The following is a 19275-nucleotide window of genomic DNA, read 5'->3' on the forward strand; positions in this document are numbered from 1 at the left end:
GTTCCATTTTTTCGCCCCCATATCTGTTTCTATTTTACCAGATATGGGGGCTTTGTGCTTGTTTTTTGACAGACTGATAAATGCGGCGGAGCACCTGGGTGCTCCGCCGCATTTCTATCGTTTCATGGAAACCGAAAGATCTCCTCAATGGGGGCATCCACCGCCCGGGAGATGTCCACCGCCAGCTTCAGGGAGGGGTTGTACTGGGCCTTCTCCAGGCGCATGATGGTCTCCCGCCGCACCCCCACCTGGGCCGCCAACTGCTCCTGGGTCAGGTTCTTCAACTGCCGGTACTGCTTCAGCCGGCACTCAAATTCCGGCATGGTTCAGCCCTCGCTCTCGTCCACGGGCTCGTCGTGGTCATAGTGGTACAGGAGAAATTCGCTCAGAAACAGGTCCAAGGCAAGGGCTAGAGAGACCACGATCACATAGGCGATCAGGGTGTGCTCCAGATTACCCAGGAACCGCCCCTGCCCCAGAAGGAGAGTGGCCAGAAAGATGATGGCCAGCGCGGTCCGGTTGGCCGCCAGGCTGGCCCGCATTCTGTTCTCCCGGTACCGCTCATCCATAAAGGTGTTGGACAGCTTCCCCTCGTAGAAAAAACCAAAGAAGCCGAAAAACAGGAAGAACACGAAGGGGAAAATAGCCCCGTTCACCGAGTAGGTCCAAAAACCCCCAAAGCCCAAGAGCCCCAAAAAGCCCAGAAATCCCAGCCTGGGGTCCACCGCCCGGGTCACCTGTGTGTTCCGGGCCCTGTTCCCGTTGGAGAGCACCGCCCGCACAAGCAGCAATACCAGATACACAATGTAGGCCACAAACACCAGAATCGCGGCAATCATGGGCAGGTCCTGGGGGCGAAAGACATACGTGGAGTAGTCCATAGGCACCACCAGGCGGGCTTCGTTGTAGGTCACACTGTACCAGGAGGCGGCGGCCAGCAGGAGTACACACACAATTCCCACTAAAATTACATGCTTCACCTTTCCTCTTTTCACGGTTCAGCCCCTCTTTCAAGTGATATATTTGTCTCTTAACAAGATAAATATATCACTTGTATGGTGCGCTGTCAAGAGAAAAGAGACAAATATTTCTCTTTTTAAGGTACCATCCTGACGCAATAGAGAAACAGGACAGGCCGCTGCCTGTCCTGTTCTCTTATCCTTGGAAGCAGCCTGCCGGTTATCCCATCGCCGCCTCGTTGATGCACTTCAGGGCGTTGAGGCTCCGGGGGTAGCCGATATAGGGCAGGCACTGGGAGAGGACCTGAATCAGGAAGTCCTTGTCGTTGCCGATGCGGATGTTGGCCGTGGCGTGGCTGGTGAGCTGGGGCTCACAGCCCCCCTGGGCGGCCAGGAAGCAGAAGGTGATCATCTCCCGCTGCTTATCATCCAGCCCCTTCCGGGTGTAGTAGTCCCCGAAGCAGTTGTCCGCCAGCCACTTGTTGATGTGGCGGCTCTCCTGGGGGCCGCTGTTCTGGAAGCCCCGCATGGCCTCCCCGAATATGTCCACCTGGACCTGGTTGCCCGCCTCCAGGCGGGTCTTGGGGGTGGTGGTGGCCTGTCCCTCCAAAGGCAGGGAGACGCCCCGGGCGGTGAGTTCCTCGTTGACCGCCTTCAGGAAGGGGAACACCCGGCCGATGCCCAGATAGGCCGCCGACTGATAGACGATCTCCTTCACCTCCACCGGGGTGACCCCCACGTTCAGGGCGGCGGGGAGCATCACCTTGAACTCGTCCACCCCCTGGCAGCCCAGCAGGGCGGCCAGGATGGCCATAAACCGGGTGCGCTCGTCCAGGTCCCCCTGGTTGACCACCTCGTCAAAGGCGAAGGACTCGAAGATCTGCACAAACTCCGGGTCGGTGTCTGCAAAGGCGTGCTTCTGACCGGGGAGCAGCTTCTCCCGGTACTGTTTGGAAAATTCCGACATGGCGCATTCCTCCTTTATGTTGCTGCCGGTTGGATAGGGTTAGTGTACCACCTGAAGTATACTCCAAGTCAAGAACTTCTTCCCCAAACGACCCAAAGGCGGCTCAGAGGAGGGCCGCAGACGGGCGCGGTGCCGGATTCCGGGGGAATTTGGCCGGAAAAGGTTTGGGGGGCCGTCCCCGTTCCGACTCTATTTTCCCAGATAATGGAATATAATGGCCTCCACACCGGGACCGGCTGCACTTGGGCCGTCCCACACAAAGGAGGAGCGGCATATGGCGGGCAAGGAGACGGTACGGGCCAAGCTGGACAGACTGCGGGGGCGGTCGTCCCGGGGGGAGAAGGTGAGCGTGGACGCCTCCGCCCTGCTGCGCTTCGCCGACGGGGGCATCCACTTCCTGCTCGCGGCGGTGCTGGCGGGGGCGGCCGTCTTTGGGGACTACGCCCCCTTCGGGGTGGCCCTGGTGGGGGCGGCGGGCTCGGGGGTGTGCGGGGCGGCGGCCCTGGTGGGGGCCTGCTTCGGCTATCTGACCCTCCTGGGCTTCACCGGCGGGTTGCGGTACATCTCCGCATCCATGCTCACCTTCGCGGTAAACTTCGCCTTCTACGACGTGAAGCTGCTGCGAAAGCCCTGGGCCATGCCCATCGTGGCCGGGCTGTTCAACGGTGTCACCGGCTTTATCTACCTGTCCGAGGCCGGGTGGCGGACGGAGGATGTGATCTACTTCTTCACCGAGTGTTTTCTCACGGCGGCCGCCAGCTGGTGCTACCGGCAGCTCCTCCTCCCCCTGCGCACCGGCCGGGGGGAGGGGATTCTCTCCCCCCAGAGGCGGGTCAGCCTGGCGGCGCTGGCCTGCACGGTGCTCATGTCCCTGTCCTCCCTGACCCTGTTTGAGGACGTCTCCCTGGGGCGTTCCCTGGCGGTAGTGGTAGTCCTCGCCGCCGCCTGGCAGGGGGGCCCCTCCGCCGGGGCGGTGCTGGGGGTGCCGGTGGGACTGTCCCTGGACCTGGCAGCCAACGGGGTCCCGCTGTACGCCATGGCCTACGGCCTGTCCGGCCTGGCGGCGGGGGCCTTTCGGCTGAAAAGCCGGCTGCGGGCCGCCCTGGCCTATGTGCTGGCCAACGGGGGAGCGGTCCTCTGGACCTGGGACAAGGGGCTGCCCGTCTCCATCCTGTACGAGGTATTCCTGGGGTCTGTGGCCTTCCTCCTCCTGCCCGAGCGGCCCCTGCGGCGGCTGGCGGCCTGGCTGCTCCCGGAGCAGAAGGGGGCCCTCCCGGCGGACCGCCGGGCCCAAGGCCGGGTCCAGCGCCGCCTGGAGGAGGCCGCCCAGGCCTTCCGCACCCTGTACGACACCATGCGTGCCTCCTTCCGGCCGCCCCAGAACGACAACGACGTGGCCACCGTCTTCGACCGGGCGGCCTGTCAGGTGTGCCGCACCTGCTCCCTCCGCTCCAACTGCTGGGAGCGGGACTACGTGTCCACCTTCGACGCCCTGAACAACGCCGCCCAGCCCATGCTGGACCGGGGCAGGGGGGAGCCGGGGGACTTTCCCCAGCACTTTGCCAGCCGGTGCATCCACTTCCCGGACTTTCTGGCGGCGGTGAACCGGGAGGTCACCGCCCTGCTCTACCGGCGGCAGTACAACAGCCGCATCCAGGACAGCCGCCAGGCGGTGTGCCGCCAGTACGGGGAGCTCTCCTCCCTGCTGGGCCGGGCGGCGGCCGAGTTGGGGGAGGAGCTCACCCCCGACCTGGCGGCGGGCCGGAAGCTGCGTCAGCGCCTCGCCGCCCAGGGGGACGGACTGCGGGGGGAGGCCTTCCGGGACGGCAGGGGCCTGCTGCGGGTAGAACTCACCGGCCCCGCCTGCGCCCGCCTCTCCCCCGGGGAGGAGGCGGTGGAGCTCTCCGCCCTGCTGGGGGTCCCCCTGCGTCTGGAGGAGCAGGAGCCCGAGTCCCTCTCCCTGGTCCAGCAGGAGCCCCTGATGGCGATGGCGGGGGTGGCCGCCCGGAAGAAGGACGGGGAGACGGTGAGCGGGGACGCGGGCACCTACTTCAAGCGCTCCGACGGCACCCTGTACGTCCTGCTGTGCGACGGCATGGGCTCCGGCCCCCAGGCCAACCGGGAGAGCACTCTGGCCCTGCGCCTGCTGGAGCAGTTCCTCCAGGCGGGGGTGGACACGGAGCACGCCCTGGTCACTCTCAGCTCCGCCCTGGCCCTCCGGGGGGAGGAGGCGGGGGGCTTCACCACCATCGACCTGCTCCAGGTGGACCTGTTCTCCGGGGACGGGGTGGTCTTCAAGCTGGGGGCCGCCCCCACCTATGTGCGCAAGGGGGGCGCCGTCCGGCGGATCGTGGGGGCCGCCCTCCCGGCGGGGCTGTCCGCCGACGAGCGGACCTCTCCCGATCGCTTCCCCATCCACCTGTCCCCCGGGGACTGCGTGCTCATGGTCAGCGACGGAGTGGCCGGGACGGGGGAGGACGGCTGGCTTCGAGAGCGGTTTTCCAAATTTACCGGGGACAGCCCCAAGGAGCTGGCCGCCGACCTCATCGCCCACAGCCCCCAGGGGGCCACCGACGACCGCACCGCCCTGGTGGTGCGCATTGAGAGGCGGGAATGACAGAAAAAGTAACGGCAGTCAGGCATTTTGCCTGACTGCCACTGTTTCTTAGGGAGACTTGCGCGGTTTTCTATTTTATGGTATCCTAATAAGCGGCGCTGCTGAACGTTGCGGTCAGCCCTCCGGATGGAGGGCAGCCTCTTTGCCCTCCGATCTTACGAAAGGGGGGCTGCCCAATGGTTACATACTCTGACTTGATTCAGATTGGTATTCTCGTTGTTGGTATTATAGGCCTCATTATGGACTATAAAAAGAAGTGACCGCCGGCACCCTTCCAAAGTACGGCGATCACTTCAATGACTAGTTAGGGCTGACCGTGTCCGGCAGTGCCTCTTTCTGATTCCATTATAGACAATTTTGTCCGCCCTGTCAAGTTCGGCCTATGTCACGAAGCTGAAAATCCCGGGAAAACTCTTGTAAAACCGGGAAAAGGGCATTATAATAAAGCCTGTCGAGTGTAAAAACGACAGACTTTTGTTCTGTTCCCAAATATCCTTTTACGATTGGAGAGAAAAACGACTATGGAGCGCACCACCATTGCCGCGATCTTCGCGGACCAGGAGGCCCTGGGCGGACAGACGGTCACCGTCTGCGGCTGGGCCCGTACCATCCGTGACATGAAGACCTTTGGGTTTATCGAGCTCAACGACGGCTCCTGCTTTAAGAATTTACAGGTAGTCATGGACGCCAATGTGCTGGATAATTACAAGGAGATCGCCGGCCAGAACGTGGGCGCGGCCCTCATCGTCACCGGCACGGTGGTGCTCACCCCCGAGGCCAAGCAGCCTCTGGAGGTGAAGGCCGCCTCCATCGCGGTGGAGGGCCCCTCCACCCCCGACTACCCCCTGCAGAAGAAGCGCCACAGCGTGGAGTTCCTGCGGACCATCCAGCACCTGCGGCCCAGAACGAATCTGTTCTCCGCCGCCTTCCGGGTGCGCTCTGTGGCCGCCCACGCCGTCCACTGCTTCTTCCAGGACCGGGGTTTTGTCTACGTGAACACCCCCATCATCACCGCCAGCGACTGCGAGGGTGCCGGCGAGATGTTCCAGGTGACCACCCTGGACCTGGAGAACGTGCCCAAGAACCCCGACGGCACCGTGGACTACGCCCAGGACTTCTTCGGCAAGCGGGCCAGCCTCACCGTGTCCGGCCAGCTCAACGCGGAGAACTTCGCCATGGCCTTCGGCAACGTGTACACCTTCGGCCCCACCTTCCGGGCGGAGAAGTCCAACACCCAGCGCCACGCCGCCGAGTTCTGGATGATCGAGCCCGAGATGGCCTTTGCCGACCTGGGCGACTATATGGACAATGCCGAGGCCATGATCAAATACGTCATCCGCTATGTCATGGACAAGTGCCCCAACGAGATGAACTTCTTCAACTCCTTTGTGGACAAGGGCCTGAAGGAGCGGCTGGAGCATGTGGCCTCCTCCGACTTTGCCCGGGTGACCTACACCGAGGCGGTGAAGATCCTGGAGGAGAACAACGACAAGTTTGACTTCAAGGTCTACTGGGGCTGCGACCTGCAGACCGAGCACGAGCGCTACCTCACCGAGCAGGTGTACAAGCGCCCGGTGTTCGTCACCGACTACCCCAAGGAAATCAAGGCCTTCTATATGCGCCAGAACGACGACGGCAAGACGGTGGCCGCCGCCGACTGCCTGGTCCCCGGCATCGGCGAGCTCATCGGCGGCTCCCAGCGTGAGGAGCGGCTGGAGGTGCTGGAGGCCCGGATCAAGGAGCTGGGCATGGACCCGGAGGACTACTGGTGGTACTGCGACCTGCGCAAGTACGGCACCTGCCGCCACGCCGGCTACGGCATGGGCTTCGAGCGGATGGTCATGTACCTCACCGGCGTGAACAACATCCGCGACGTGGAGCTGCATCCGAGAACTTGGGGCAACGCCGACTTCTAAGAAAATGACAAACGGGCCCCGATGCGGACGCCGCCTCCCGCAGCTCCACATCGGGGCCCCATCGCAGATGGGGCGGCGCGCATGCGCCGTCCAAGCGTTTTGTCCGAAGGACAAAACCTTGCCGCGGACGGAATTTACTTCCGGCCGCGGTTTTTCAATCGGGTCCCCACAGGCGCGGAACGCGCCTGTGGGTGGAGCTGCATCCGAGAACTTGGGGCAACGCCGACTTCTAAGAAAATGACAAACGGGCCCCGATATGGACGCCGCCTCCCGCAGCTCCACGCCGGGGCCCATAGCTTATCTGAAGGTAAAAAACGCCGGACGGCCCTGCTCCAAGGGTCGTCCGGCTGCTTTTTCCCAGAGAGGAAACCGAATCGTGGCTGCTTAACTGAGGAACTGAAGGAACACCGTCAGCACGCCTGTATTCACAAAGTCGATGAACATGCCGCCCACAATGGGGACCACGAAGAACGCCTTGGGCGCGGGGCCGAACTTATTGGTCAGCACCAGCATGTTGGCCATGGCGTTGGGGGTGGCGCCCATGCCGAAGCCGCAGAAGGCGGCCGTCATGGCGGCGGCCTCATAGTCGCGGCCCATGACCGGGAAGACCACGTAGGAGGCGTACAGGAACATGATGAAGGTCTGGATGGCCAGAATGATGATCATGGGCACCGCCAGGGAGGCCAGCTCCCACAGCTTCAGGGTCATCAGGGCCACCGCCAGGAACACGTTCAGGGAGACGTTGCCGCTCACGTCAATGGCGCGCATGGGCAGCTCCACATGGGCCACGTCGCACACGTTGCGGATCACCAGACCCACGATCATGGCGCCCATGTAGGTGGGAAGGGTCACGCCGATCTGGGTGAAGAAGGCGTTGATGTAGGTGCCGATGCCGGCGGCGATGATCAGCAGGGCAAAGGACTTCACAATGCTGTCCACGCCCAGGTCCTTCGCCTGGCTGGGAGACTGGGCAGTCTCCACGCTCTCGCCGTACTCCTCGCCCTCATTCACCATGGAGTGCAGATTGTACTTCTTGATCTTCGCACGGGCGATGGGTCCTCCCATCAGGGAGCCGGAGACCAGACCGTAGGTGGCGCAGGCCACCGCCACAACGCTGGCGCCCATGACGCCTGCATCCTCAAACTGGGGCCCGAAGGAACCGGCGGTTCCGTGTCCGCCCACCAGGGGGATGGAGCCCATGCACAGGCCCAGACGGCCGTCCAGCTGGAACACCTGGGCCAGACCCGCGCCCACCAGGTCCTGAATGACCACCATGACGCCGGCCAGGAGCAGGAACACCAGCACCGGCTTGATGCCTCTGGCCAGCACCTTGAAGCTGGCGCCGTAGCCCACACTGGTGAAGAACCAGATCATGAAGGCGTTCTTCAAGGTCTCATCGAAGGTAAAGGTGACCACGCCCGCGGAGTGCAGGGCCAGGTGGATCAGGGCGAACACCAGGCCGCCCACGACAGGGGCGGGGATGCACACCCGGCGCAGAAACTCCACGTGCGCCACGATGACACGGCCGAGCAGGAAGAAAATCATTGCCAGCGCGGTCGTCTGCATCAGGTCTAATGCAAATTCCATTGTCTTTCTCTCCTTTTGCTTGGTTTTCTCCCGGGCGGATTACCGCCTCCCGCCCGGAATTCCGTCCTATCATACAGGACGGCCTTCGTTTTGCCTCAATTTCCCTCAGCCAAAAAAATTTTTCCCCGCTTTGTACAATTTTCTCTTGAAATTTTACACATTTTTAACAAAGTATTTGAACCTTTTTTCACTCTTTCCGGGATATATTTCTCTTTTCACTGCCCTAAATTTCCAATTCAAACGGTTTCTTAACAACAAGCTCCCGGACGGGCGGGCAGAGGAAAGGGCGGAGCTCCAGTCAGGAGCTCCGCCCCAGGCTGTCGGAAAAGTCCAAGGACCTTTCCGACAGCCTGCAAAAATGCCGTTCCTTTTGCGCCGCTGTTCGGCGCAAAAGTCCTCGCTGCGCTCGCTGAACACCTTGCCAAGCAAGGCATTCAGGGCATTCGATCCCACTCGAGGCGGGCGGCTGCCCCCTCGAGCTCCCCCGCCAATACTTGGGCGGATTCGTCTAAACAGAGGTTTTTCGACAAGCTGAGGGCGGAGCTCCAGTCAGGCGCTCCGCCCATTCTCTTATGCATCTCCTATGTAGCGGCCGCAGGGTTCAGTCCTCCTCGGCCAGCACCAGCATGCCGTCCAGGAAGCGCTTAAGGTTGGCCTTGCCCTTCTGGCCCTTGCCCTGGAGGTAGGCCATCTCGGCCCGCACCTCCTGGAAGGGGAACAGCCGGGAGGCGTACTGGGTAAAGACCTCGTTGCCGTAGTCCTCCACCCCCAGGCTGGCCAGGTGGGTGAGGCCCCGCTCCACCGCCCGGCGGGCCCGCTGCTCCATGGACTTGGGGCTGTCGCTGAGCTGGGCGCACAGGGCGCCCACCCCCACCTGGCTCACCTGCTGGTTCCGCTCCAGCAGATACAGGCACATCTCCATAATGTCCCTGGCCCCCTTCTCTCCGGCCATGCCCAGTTGGCTCAGGGTGGTCTGGAGCCGGCGGCGGTACACCTCCCGCTGCTGGTCGGCGGTGGAGGTGAGCTGCTTCTCCCCAAACACGCTCTGGATGGTGTACAGGTTCCGCTCATTCTCCAGCTGCTGGCTCACGTTGCGGATGACCTGGCGCACCTCGATGAGGTTGATGGGCTTGCTGATGAAGAAGTCCACCCCGGCCAGATAGGCCTTGGCCACCATCTCCTTGCTGCTCACCTGGGAGATCATGATGAACTTGGCTGTGCAGCCCTGCTCCTTCAGCTCCCGGACCACCTGAATGCCGTCCTTCTGGGGCATGAGCAGGTCCACCAGAATCAGATCCGGGGCCAGGGCCAGGATCTGCTGCAGGTCGGCCGGGCCGCCGCCGCTGTCCCCGCAGATGGTCCCCAGCTGATTGCCCTCCACAATGTCCTCCAACACCCCGATCACGGAGGTGTCGTCCTCTATAATGTAAATTCTCATACTTCTCCCTTCTCCAAGCGATTCATTGGGATTTTGATTTCAAACCGGGCCCCGCCCCCGGGCGTCTTGGGGGACTCTCCCGCTCCGCTGGCCACCTGGATGCTGCCGCCCAGCTCCTGGACCATAAATTCCACCGCGGGCAGTCCGATGCCACGGCTGATGTTTCCGGTCTTGGGGTCAAACTTGGTGGAGTAACCCACCTGAAACAGATTCCGCATGGCCCGGGGGGTGATGCCCGGCCCGTTGTCCTGGACGGTGAGGAGGAGCTGTCCCTCCTCCACCCGCTCATCCACCCAGATGACGCCGGTGCCCTTCCCGCTCTGGATGGCCTCGGCGGCGTTGATGACCAGGTTCTTTAAAATGGACATAATGCGGTAGTGCTCCCCGGTGGCGAAGTCGGACTCGCACCGGCACAGCAGGTCGATGTCCGCCTTCTTCTCTCCCAGGATGTGGCGCATGGTGTCCTGAAGGATCAAAAACAGGTCGGACATCCACATCTGCTCTCCCCGGTCGGTGCCGGTGCCGGCCACCTCCCCCTCGATGCCCCGGACGATGGACAGGTTGTCCTTCTTCACCTCGTGCACGTCCCGGGCGATGGACAGGGCCAGCTGACGCACCTCCTCGGGGCAGTCCAGCTCCCCCAGCCGCTCGTACAGCCGGTAGGCCCGGGCCATGATCCCCTCAATGTTCTCCGCGTCCTTTTTCAGAAAGTAGAGCTCATTTTTCAGGTTGGCGGTCATCAGAAACAGCCGCTGGTACCGCCGCTCGTGCTCCTCCGCCAGCAGGAGGCGGCGGTAGCGCTTCATTCCCCACAGCACCAGGGAGGCCAGCAGGGCCCGGGCTAGGCCGATCACCATCAGCCAGGCCAAAACGTCGACGTTGGGCAGCCCCCCGTTGTCCAGGGAGAAGTTCACAATGTTGGACACCCCGTCGCACAGCCAGAAGGTCCACCAAAGCTGAGACAGGGGGGCCTGGTACCGGTCCCGCACCAGCAGGCACAGCAGTCCGTCATAGCAGGGATAGAAAATTGCCGCCGGGCAGTTGAGCAGGATGGCCCGCGTCCAAACTTCGCCCCCTCCCACAATATCTATGGCGGAGCGCACCAGCAGGAGGCACGCTCCGGTCAGGACCCCGGTCAGGGGGGTGCGGCTGTCCTGAAGCAGGGTGAGCAGCAGCACCGGAAAGAGCACCACCGCGCCGGAGATGCGGAAGTTGTCGTTCCCCAGGTTGAAAAAAACTTCGCCGCTGAGCACCGTGGCCACCGCCGTCAGCAGCATCCGCTCCCACCGGGCGGCCCGCCAGGGAAACCTCCGTTTCTTCCCCTCCATCTGCCTCCTCCTCTCCGCCCCTTGGCGCATTTTGTCAGCAAAATTATACCATGCTTCGCCCCACTTTCCCAGCGAAAATTTTTCCTGCTCTCCGGCGCAAAAAAACCGGCCGTTCAGGCCGGTCCTTTCGCAGCGTCGTCTTCTCACAGCCAGATCAGCACCCCGCACCAGATGGCAGAGGCCAGGGCGGCCCCCGCCGCCCCCCACACGGGGCCGGACAGGCTTAAGAAAGGGAACCCCTTCAGCCGCCGGTTCCAGGCCCGGCTCCCCTTCAGATAGCCGTCCGCCGCCTGACGGGCCTGGCGGATCACCTGGTCGGCGCTGACCCCCTCCCGGGAGAGGGCCTCCTCCTTTACAATAAAAATGGCCTCCTCAAACAGCTTGGGGTCGGGGGACTTGACCAGGATCACCTGGCGGGTAATTCCCTTCACCATCGTTTGGTCACTTCCTTTCTGCGCGCTCTGCCCCGTTGTCAGAGTCTGGAATTATTCTGTCCCAGTTTCTGGCGGTATATTCTCCCCCCGCCCTCCGTACACTGAAAACAAACCGGGAGAAGGGGAGATGCGCGTGACCGCCGTCCAAAAGACGCTGCTTCGGGAGTTCTTGATCCTTTATTTCACCAACGCGGCCCTCATCTTTCTGGCGCAGGTGTTTTTGTATTGAGAGATTGGGGGAATCTCTCCGTCCCTCTCAAGCCTTCCCCCTGGGGGCCGACTCCCCAAAAGCCTTCCCCCTGGGGGGAAGGTGGCTGGCCGTCAGGCCAGACGGATGAGGGGGCGATGATAGAGCGGTTTCGTTTCTTACAGGGGAATTTCGCCGCCTGTGGGCGGCGAGTGACTTTCTCAACGATGAGAAAGTCACCAAAGAATCGCCGGGGGACGCGGCCGACGGGCACTTCGTGCCCATAGGACCGCTTTCCCCCGGTCCCCCGTTACGGGGGTTACCCCTTTGGCCAGGCAGAACCCTTCCGGCGCGCAAAATCTGAGTGACGTTCTAAATTCCCACCGGGCCACTGGGCCCTGAGTTTGTGGAAAATTGAGGCTGATGCGGTTCCACAACCGCGCCTGGGTTTGCCGAGCCAACATGCCCGGTTCAACACATGGGATACCTCATCCGCCCCCTTCGGGGGCACCTTCCCCTAAAGGGGAAGGCAGGGGGATGCCATTTCAAAGCCTTCCCCTTTAGGGGAAGGTGGCTGGCCGAAGGCCAGACGGATGAGGCAGGCGGCCAAAGGCCGCCCGCGGGCCGCCGAGGTCGTCGACCCCTACGGCAGAACCGGAAGATTCCCCCATCTCGTAGGGGCGGGTGCCCTCACCCGCCCGCCCCAGAGGATTCCTCCACTCGTAGGGGCGGCACACCGGGCCGCCCGGAAACGGCCCGATGGGGGCATCGGGCCCTACAAAAGATCAAAAGCACCTCCGGATACGCCGTAGTGGCGGGTCCATGTGGCCGCCCGCAATTTTATTGTGTACACACTGGAAAGGGTGGAAATAAACACTCCCTAAAGCACAAAAACACGGGCGGTCCCGCCGGACCGCCCGTATTTTATTTTTCGTTTTGTTCCTTCATAATCGCCACATTCCGCACAATCAGCTCCCGCTGATCCCGGGTGAGGGTGCGAAAATTGAGCACCAGGTCCCGCTCTGTGGGGGAGAGGTCCAACCCCTGCCTCGGATTGTCTGATAGGCCCACCAAGTAATCGGTACTTAACCCATATTTTTGCGCGAACTTTACCAGCAGATCCACCGTGATTTCATTGCGGCCTGTCATATAGTGGCTCATCATAGATTCTGTAATATGGAATTCTTTTGCGAGAGCCTTTTGCTTGATGTCATGGTCTGTGATCCACTCTTTTATCCTTGACCCATAGCGCATACATCTCACCTCTGGGCCAAGTATTTCTTATTTCTAAATTTATTTGTTTAAAATTATAAAATAGTATATTTTTATTTTCATTCGACAAAATTCAGCAGGATTCGATTTAGATATATGATATTCTAATCCCGGGGACGGAAGAAAAAAGGACCCGCCGCGGTATCCGCGGCAGGTCCGATCACTCAATGGCGCCAGGTAAAATTACTTGTGGTCCACGGAGTACATGTGCTTGATCAGCTCCAGCACCTTGTTGGAGTAGCCGATCTCGTTGTCGTACCAGGACACGACCTTCACGAAGGTATCGGTCAGGGCGATGCCGGCGTCGGCGTCGAAGATGGAGGTGCGGGTGTCGCCCAGGAAGTCGCTGGACACCACGGCCTCGTCGGTGTAGCCCAGGATGCCCTTCAGCTCGCCCTCAGAGGCGGCCTTCATGGCGGCGCAGATCTCCTCGTACTTGGCGGGCTTGGCCAGGTTGACGGTCAGGTCCACCACGGACACGTCCAGGGTGGGGACACGCATGGACATACCGGTCAGCTTGCCGTTCAGCTCAGGAATGACCTTGCCCACGGCCTTGGCGGCGCCGGTGGAGGAGGGGATGATGTTGCCGGAAGCGGCACGGCCGCCGCGCCAATCCTTCATGGACACGCCGTCCACAGTCTTCTGGGTGGCGGTGGTGGAGTGCACGGTGGTCATCAGGCCGTCGGTGATGCCCCAGTTGTCGTTCAGCACCTTGGCGATGGGGGCCAGGCAGTTGGTGGTGCAGGAGGCGTTGGACACGAAGTCCATGTCGGGGGTGTACTTGTCCAGGTTGACGCCGCACACGAACATGGGGGTGTCATCCTTGGAGGGGGCGGACATGACGACCTTCTTGGCGCCGGCCTTCAGGTGAGCCTGGGCCTTCTCCTTGGTCAGGAACAGGCCGGTGGACTCCACCACGTACTCGGCCTCCAGCTTGCCCCAGGGGATATTGGCAGGATCGCGCTCGGCATAGACGGGAATGGTCTTGCCGTTGACCACGATGCCGGTCTCGTTGCTGCTCACCTCGCCGGCGAACTGACCATGCATCGTATCATACTTCAGCATGTAAGCCAGGTAGTCGGCGGGGCACAGGTCGTTGATGCCAACGATCTCGATCTCGGGGTGATTCAGGCTGGCGCGGAACACCATGCGGCCGATCCGGCCAAAGCCATTGATGCCAACTTTAATGCTCATGTTGAATTTCTCCTTTTCTTAAAAACTCGCGCGGGATTTTAAGGGTATACCTTGCTGATGGTTATTATATCCCGATCAGACCCGTTTTGGTAGTGTCTTTTTTCATATATTTTAGCGTTTTTTTCCGGTAAAATTCGCCATAGAGCAGGATAAGCCCGGTCTTATCCCCCCAGGAAGCCGCCTCCGGCCCGTTAAGCTCCCGCCTGATGCGCTCCCCCTTCTGTTTTTCCCCCAATTTTCCCGCCTAAAAGGGGGCGTTCCTCCTCATAACGCCGCCTTCCGGTTTTTGCGACGAAATTCCCGCGCCTCCCTTGTTGTTTCTTCCACTTTTTGATATACTGAAATTGGTCGTTAAGGGGCCCGTCCGGCCTGCGCAAACTAGGAAAAAGGTCTGGCCGGGCCGGACCCGCCCAAGCCGGACACGGCATAGGATGATGGTGTCCCAATGGCCCCGCCGCCGTCAGGAGGTATTATGTCAGACGCTATGCAATCTCATCTGGAGCGCTTCCCCGAGGGGGCCATCGAGGTGGCCCAGGGGCGCATCCTGGATTTCAACCGCGCGGCCCAGGCCCAGTTCCCCGAGCTGGCGGTGGGGATGGAGGCCCCTGAATTCCTCTCCGGCTCCCTCTCCGATCCGGAGGGGGCGGGCACCTTTGCCCACAACGGCTCTCTCTATCTGTTCAGCCGGGTCTCCGGGACCGAGCGGGACCTGCTTCTCTTCCGGCCCGCCCCCCAGTCCCCCCTCACCCAGGGGCAGCTGGACGGCTTCGTGCGGCAGATGCGCGGATTTTTACAGGATATCTTGCTGGAATTTGAGACGGTCTCCGGCCCCTCCCGGGGCGGCATGGACGCCTTCAGCAAGAGCTTCTGCCGGGTCTACCGCCTGCTCTCCAATCTGGACTTCCTGCGCTCCGCCGGCGCCCCCGAGGGGGTCCCCTTCCGCCCGGTGACCATGGACCTGGCCGGGCTGTGCCGCAGCCTCACTCAGGAGGCCGCCTTCCTGCTGGGGGAGGCGGGGGTCACCCTGACCTTCCGGTGCGCCCTGCCCTCCCTGCTCATCCCCGGTGACCCGGGGCTGCTGCAAAAGCTGATCCTCACCCTGCTCTCCAACGCCGCCAAGGCCGCCCCCGGCGGCCAGGTGGTCCTCTCCCTGTCCAGCCGGAGCGGCCGGGCCGTCCTCACCCTCAGCGACAGCGGCGACGCCCTGGAGGAGGGCAGCCTGGACGCCCTGTTCTCCTCCGGCCAGCCGGAGGGGCAGATCCCCAATCCCCAGGACGGGGCGGGCATGGGCCTGGCCATCGCCCGGCACATCGTCTCCCTCCACGGGGGCGCGCTGCTCCTGGAGGAGCGGCGGGGCGGGCTGTTCGCCGTGGTCTCCCTGCCCACCGGCCCCCTGTCGCCCACCCTCACCGTACGCACGCCCCGGGTGGAGGAGAACGGCGGCATCTCTCCCGTGCTGATGGAGCTCTCCGACGTGCTCCCCCTGTCCATCTTCCAGATGGATGAGGAGGAGTAATCCAAAACAGAACGCGCCCCCGGCGGTCCTTTTCAGACCGCCGGGGGCATTTTCTTTTTTCAGGCACAGCTGCTCACCAGACCTTCAGCCGCAGGAGGAGGAAGCGCTCCCCCTCCAGAACCCGGGGCTTCTCCACCGCCCCCGTCCAGCCGGGTGTGCTCCAGATAATGGTCCGCCCGCCGTCGGGCTTCAGGGTCACCCCGCCCTCCACCGCGAGGGCCCAGCAGGCCAGCACCGCCCCGTGCTCCGGGTCCGCCTTGCACCTCTCGTCCAGCCTACTCATCAAATACCCCAAGTTCAGGTCGGGAACCCCCTCCAGCGTGGCCTGCCAGGTCCCCAGGTCCGTGGAGACCACCAGTTCCATGGTGGACGGCTCCTCCCCCTTCTGATAGGAGAACCCCAGCGTCTGATGCCGGGGCGCGGCGGGGTCGTATGCCTCCGCTGCCGGCCAGGTCCGGACCAGTCCCTCCTGCGTCCAAAGCTCCATCTGGACCTGATAGTGCCTGGCCCCGTCTGCCGCCGCCAGATCAAAGAGGTACACGCTGGAGTTTCCCGCCGTCTGGGCCGCCAGGTGGTCCCGGTCCGAGAGCTCCCTGGGCACAATCACCGTGGCGGGCTGGGGCAGCAGCTCGGTGTGGTTTTTCACCAGCAAGAACCCCGCCCCCAGGGCCAGCACCAGCAGCACCCCCAGGCAGGCCTGGGCCAGCCTCCGCCACCGGCGCAGCTTCCGCCCCGCCTGGCCCAGCAGCAGCCGCAGGGAGTCCCGCAGCAGTTCCTCTTTCGGCTCCTCTCCCCGCTGTCCCGACAGCAGCTCGGACACCGTCAGCCCCAGGCAGTCCCCCAGGGGCTCCAGCAGGGACAGGTCAGGAAAATTCAGGCCCCGCTCCCACTTGCTCACCGCCTGGGCGGACACATGGAGGGCCTGGGAGAGCTCCTTCTGGGTCAGCCCCCGCTCCCGCCGGGCCTGGGCGATCAGCGCCCCCGTCTTTTGGGCATCCATGGCCTCACCTCCCGCCTCCAGCATAGCTCCTGGAGGCCGTTTTGGCAAACAACCTGTGGTTGAGCGTTACTTTCCCACGCAGAACCGCTGGAAAATCCGGGCGGTCACGTCCTCCCGCACCGACTGGCCCGTCAGCTCCCCCAGGGCGGAGAGGGCCTCCTCCACATCGGTGAGCAGGGCGTCGGGGGTGACCCCCAGCTCCAGGGCCTCCCGGGCCCGGCGCACCCCCTCCAGGGCCCGCTGGGCGGCCTGGGCCTGCCGGGCGTTGGTGAGCAGCTCCCCATAGCCGGAGCCGGCGTCCCTGGGAAACAGCTCCGCCACCGCCTGGGCCAGGTTGTCCAGCCCCTCGCCGGTCTTGGAGCTGAGCTCCACAGTCCGGGCGGCCGCCCGGCCCTCCGCGCCAATCAGGCCCGCGCCGGGGCTTTGCTCCACCAGGTCCTGCTTGGCTGCCACAAAAATCCAGGGCTTTCCCGACTCCGCCACCGCCCGCGCCAGCTCTGCGTCCTCCGCAGTCACCTCCGCCGCCGCGTCCACCACCAGAAGGATGAGCTCGGCCTCCTCCATGGCGGCCCGGCTGCGCTCCACCCCCAGCTGCTCGATGGGATCGGCGCTGTCCCGCAGGCCGGCGGTGTCGATGAGCCGCAGGGGAATGCCCCCCAGCTCCACATTTTCCTCCACCGTGTCCCGGGTGGTGCCTGGGATGTCGGTGACGATGGCCCGCTCATACCCCACCAGGGCGTTGAGGAGGGAGGACTTGCCCGCGTTGGGCCGCCCCACGATGGCGCACCGCACCCCCCGGCTCAGCTGCCGCCCCCGCCGGTAGGTGGCCAGCAGCCGCTCCAGGGCGGTCTCCTGCCGGGTCAGGTCCCGAGAGAGCTGCTCCTGGGTGAAGGGGTCGATGTCCTCGTCCGGGTAGTCCAACACCGCGTGGAAGTGGGCCATCAGGTCCACCAGAGCGGAGTAGATCTCCCCCACCCGGCGGCTCAGAGCCCCGGACAGCTGGCCCGCCGCGTGGCGGGCCCCCTCCCGGCTCTGGGCGTCCAGCAGGTCGGCCACCGCCTCCGCCTGGGCCAGGTCCAGCCGCCCGTTGAGGAAGGCCCGCTGGGTGAACTCCCCGGGCCCGGCCTGGCGGGCCCCCTGGGCAAACAGGGCCTCCAGCCCCAGGGTGAGCACCATGGGGGAGCCGTGGCAGTGGAGCTCCGCCGTGTCCTCCCCGGTGTAGCTCTCCGGCCCCCGGCTGTAGGTGCACAGCACCCGGTCGATGACCTGCCCCTCCCGGTCCAGCAGGTCCCCGTACACCAGGGTGCGCACCGGGCGGTCCAGCAGCCCCTTTTTCCCCAGGGGGCGGAACACCGCGGCGGCAATGTCCGCCGCCCGGGGGCCGGACAGCCGTAAAATGCCAATGGCCCCCGGCCCGGCGGGGGTTGCAACAGCGGCGATGGTATCGGTCTGGATGGACATGGCTGGGCTCCTTTCCCGGTGGAAAACCGGGCCGCCGCCGGAGGGCGGGCCCGGTCCCTGCAAAAATCAAATTTTGGTGGATTTTCCGCAAGAAAACCTCTTGACAGGCCGGATTCGACAAATTATGCAAAATGCGGCCTGGTTGCACTTAACATAACACATTGTGGAAAACTCGGTGGAAAGTGTGGATAACCCTTGGGGATGTGGAACTTTCCCCGGAGATGGAAAAAAATTATGCCTCTGTCTCTTTTGCATAAAGGCCGCCGAAAGTGGATGGGCCGCCGGGAAAAATCTGGGACATCCCCGGCGGACGGGCGGGCGCAAAATGCAGGAACGCCGCCGCCCGTGCAGGCAGGGCGGCGGCGCAGGGCACGGCGCGTCCAGGAGGCCGCGCCCTACAGGCATCCCGGCCCACGGGACTGGGCGGCCCAGTGTGCCGCCCCTACAAAAATGCAGAGACCTGTTCAATGAACGCCGCAGGGGCCGGTCCTAGACCGGCCCGCGGGCTTTTGCCCGGGATGCGCGCATTCAAGACATCACCCTCATCCGGCCCTTCGGACCACCTTCCCCCTTGAAGGGGGAAGGCTTGCAGGCGGCCAAAGGCCGCTCCTACAGAGAGGGAGAAATCTTCTGGGACGGGCGGGTGAGGACACCCGCCCCTACAAAATTTGGGGAATCTTCCGGTTTTTCCGTAGGGGCCGACGACCTCGGCGGCCCGCGGGCGCACAGTGTGCGCCCCTACAGAGAAAAAGAGGCGCACCTTGAATGTTCTCTGGGAGAGGGAATCACCCCGCCGCTTCGCGGCACCCCCCTTTGACAAGGGGGGCTTTGGCGGGAGGGGGAGAACCGGGAGACTTAGGAGCCGCCTTTTAAGAGGGCACCCTCATCCGTCTGGCCTTCGGCCAGCCATCTTCCCCTAAAGGGGAAGGCTAAGGGCGACCGCAAGGGTCGCCCCTACGGAGATATCCGAATGTCCCAGACCAGCCCGCGGGAGGGGCAAGCCCCTCCCCTACAGCTTTCAAGAAACTCTTCCGGGATGGGGTAGGGGAGGCCCTTGGGCCTCCCGCCGGGATTTGCACCGGGAGCGTTGGCTCGGTAAAGCTAGGCGCAGTTCTGGAACCGCAACAATTCTAAATTTTGCAAACCCAGGGCCCGGTGGCCCGGAAGGAATCGCTGACCGCCACTCAGATTTTTCGCGCCGGAAATTTTCTGTCTGACCCAAGGGATAACCCCCGTAAACGGGGGCCCGGGGGTAAGCGGTCCTATGGGCACGAAGTGCCCGTCGGCCGCGTCCCCCGGCGATCCTTTGGGTACTTTCCCATCGGGCGGATTGTCAAGTGAAGTGCAACGGTTTGTGAAAAAAGAGTTCAAGAGGAGATTTCCAGCCTAGGCATTTGCG

14 protein-coding genes are annotated in these 19275 nt (G+C 63.2%); 3 read left to right on the forward strand and 11 right to left on the reverse strand.

Going from position 1 to position 19275, the window contains the following annotated elements; translation table 11 throughout:
- Window positions 1-122: 122 nt before the first annotated feature.
- From H6B31_RS13835 to H6B31_RS13845, 3 genes are all read right to left on the reverse strand, one after another.
- Window positions 123-323, reverse strand: coding sequence for a helix-turn-helix transcriptional regulator (locus H6B31_RS13835; protein ID WP_204899038.1), 201 nt, complete (start codon window positions 321-323; stop codon window positions 123-125).
- Between the two features lie 3 nt (window positions 324-326).
- Window positions 327-995 carry a DUF3796 domain-containing protein gene (locus H6B31_RS13840; protein ID WP_346014089.1) on the reverse strand — a complete coding sequence of 223 codons (669 nt, stop codon included), beginning with the start codon at window positions 993-995 and terminating at the stop codon, window positions 327-329.
- Window positions 996-1179: 184 nt separating this feature from the next.
- Window positions 1180-1926, reverse strand: coding sequence for a carboxymuconolactone decarboxylase family protein (locus tag H6B31_RS13845; protein ID WP_204899039.1), 747 nt, complete (start codon window positions 1924-1926; stop codon window positions 1180-1182).
- A 274-nt stretch (window positions 1927-2200) separates the two neighbouring features.
- Here H6B31_RS13845 and H6B31_RS13850 point away from each other — a divergent pair, with 274 nt between their 5' ends.
- Window positions 2201-4543: a SpoIIE family protein phosphatase gene (locus tag H6B31_RS13850; RefSeq protein WP_204899040.1), complete on the forward strand. Its 2343-nt coding sequence runs from the start codon at window positions 2201-2203 to the stop codon at window positions 4541-4543.
- Window positions 4544-5064: 521 nt separating this feature from the next.
- Window positions 5065-6459: an asparagine--tRNA ligase gene (asnS, locus tag H6B31_RS13855; protein WP_087291233.1), complete on the forward strand. Its 1395-nt coding sequence runs from the start codon at window positions 5065-5067 to the stop codon at window positions 6457-6459.
- A gap of 384 nt (window positions 6460-6843) precedes the next feature.
- Here asnS and gltS read toward each other — a convergent pair whose 3' ends face one another.
- From gltS to gap, 6 genes are all read right to left on the reverse strand, one after another.
- Window positions 6844-8046, reverse strand: a complete 1203-nt coding sequence (gltS, locus tag H6B31_RS13860) for a sodium/glutamate symporter (RefSeq protein ID WP_087291650.1) — start codon at window positions 8044-8046, stop codon at window positions 6844-6846.
- A 601-nt stretch (window positions 8047-8647) separates the two neighbouring features.
- Window positions 8648-9484 (reverse strand): DNA-binding domain-containing protein, encoded by an 837-nt coding sequence (locus H6B31_RS13865; protein WP_204899041.1) that lies wholly within the window; start codon window positions 9482-9484, stop codon window positions 8648-8650.
- Window positions 9481-10812 (reverse strand): ATP-binding protein, encoded by a 1332-nt coding sequence (locus H6B31_RS13870; protein WP_204899042.1) that lies wholly within the window; start codon window positions 10810-10812, stop codon window positions 9481-9483. The genes H6B31_RS13865 and H6B31_RS13870 overlap by 4 nt, the downstream gene beginning before the upstream one ends.
- A 143-nt stretch (window positions 10813-10955) precedes the next feature.
- The gene (locus H6B31_RS13875; RefSeq protein ID WP_204899043.1) at window positions 10956-11246 is read right to left on the reverse strand and encodes a translation initiation factor 2; all 291 of its coding nucleotides are present in this window, start codon (window positions 11244-11246) and stop codon (window positions 10956-10958) included.
- Between the two features lie 1111 nt (window positions 11247-12357).
- Window positions 12358-12687: a helix-turn-helix domain-containing protein gene (locus H6B31_RS13880; protein WP_204899044.1), complete on the reverse strand. Its 330-nt coding sequence runs from the start codon at window positions 12685-12687 to the stop codon at window positions 12358-12360.
- A gap of 201 nt (window positions 12688-12888) precedes the next feature.
- Window positions 12889-13899, reverse strand: coding sequence for a type I glyceraldehyde-3-phosphate dehydrogenase (gene gap / locus H6B31_RS13885; RefSeq protein WP_087291640.1), 1011 nt, complete (start codon window positions 13897-13899; stop codon window positions 12889-12891).
- A gap of 472 nt (window positions 13900-14371) precedes the next feature.
- On the opposite strand from gap, the gene H6B31_RS13890 reads away from it, so the two are divergent.
- Window positions 14372-15415, forward strand: a complete 1044-nt coding sequence (locus H6B31_RS13890; protein WP_191438228.1) for a sensor histidine kinase — start codon at window positions 14372-14374, stop codon at window positions 15413-15415.
- A gap of 73 nt (window positions 15416-15488) precedes the next feature.
- Here the strand turns inward: H6B31_RS13890 and H6B31_RS13895 are convergent, their stop codons facing one another.
- Window positions 15489-16415, reverse strand: a complete 927-nt coding sequence (locus H6B31_RS13895; RefSeq protein ID WP_204899045.1) for a helix-turn-helix domain-containing protein — start codon at window positions 16413-16415, stop codon at window positions 15489-15491.
- 66 nt (window positions 16416-16481) lie between these two features.
- Window positions 16482-17876, reverse strand: coding sequence for a tRNA uridine-5-carboxymethylaminomethyl(34) synthesis GTPase MnmE (gene mnmE / locus H6B31_RS13900; RefSeq protein ID WP_204899046.1), 1395 nt, complete (start codon window positions 17874-17876; stop codon window positions 16482-16484).
- Between the last annotated feature and the right edge of the window lie 1399 nt (window positions 17877-19275).

Source organism: Pseudoflavonifractor capillosus, assembly GCF_016899775.1.
Taxonomy (GTDB): Bacteria; Bacillota; Clostridia; order Oscillospirales; family Oscillospiraceae; genus Lawsonibacter.

Coding starts and splice junctions, on each gene's coding strand:
- H6B31_RS13845 (WP_204899039.1), bottom strand. CDS start 1,926: ATGTCGGAATTTTCCAAACAGTACCGGGAGAAGCTGCTCCCCGGTCAG.
- mnmE (WP_204899046.1), bottom strand. CDS start 17,876: ATGTCCATCCAGACCGATACCATCGCCGCTGTTGCAACCCCCGCCGGG.
- H6B31_RS13865 (WP_204899041.1), bottom strand. CDS start 9,484: ATGAGAATTTACATTATAGAGGACGACACCTCCGTGATCGGGGTGTTG.
- gltS (WP_087291650.1), bottom strand. CDS start 8,046: ATGGAATTTGCATTAGACCTGATGCAGACGACCGCGCTGGCAATGATT.
- H6B31_RS13890 (WP_191438228.1), top strand. CDS start 14,372: ATGTCAGACGCTATGCAATCTCATCTGGAGCGCTTCCCCGAGGGGGCC.
- H6B31_RS13895 (WP_204899045.1), bottom strand. CDS start 16,415: ATGGATGCCCAAAAGACGGGGGCGCTGATCGCCCAGGCCCGGCGGGAG.
- H6B31_RS13835 (WP_204899038.1), bottom strand. CDS start 323: ATGCCGGAATTTGAGTGCCGGCTGAAGCAGTACCGGCAGTTGAAGAAC.
- H6B31_RS13870 (WP_204899042.1), bottom strand. CDS start 10,812: ATGGAGGGGAAGAAACGGAGGTTTCCCTGGCGGGCCGCCCGGTGGGAG.
- asnS (WP_087291233.1), top strand. CDS start 5,065: ATGGAGCGCACCACCATTGCCGCGATCTTCGCGGACCAGGAGGCCCTG.
- H6B31_RS13875 (WP_204899043.1), bottom strand. CDS start 11,246: ATGGTGAAGGGAATTACCCGCCAGGTGATCCTGGTCAAGTCCCCCGAC.
- gap (WP_087291640.1), bottom strand. CDS start 13,899: ATGAGCATTAAAGTTGGCATCAATGGCTTTGGCCGGATCGGCCGCATG.
- H6B31_RS13880 (WP_204899044.1), bottom strand. CDS start 12,687: ATGCGCTATGGGTCAAGGATAAAAGAGTGGATCACAGACCATGACATC.
- H6B31_RS13850 (WP_204899040.1), top strand. CDS start 2,201: ATGGCGGGCAAGGAGACGGTACGGGCCAAGCTGGACAGACTGCGGGGG.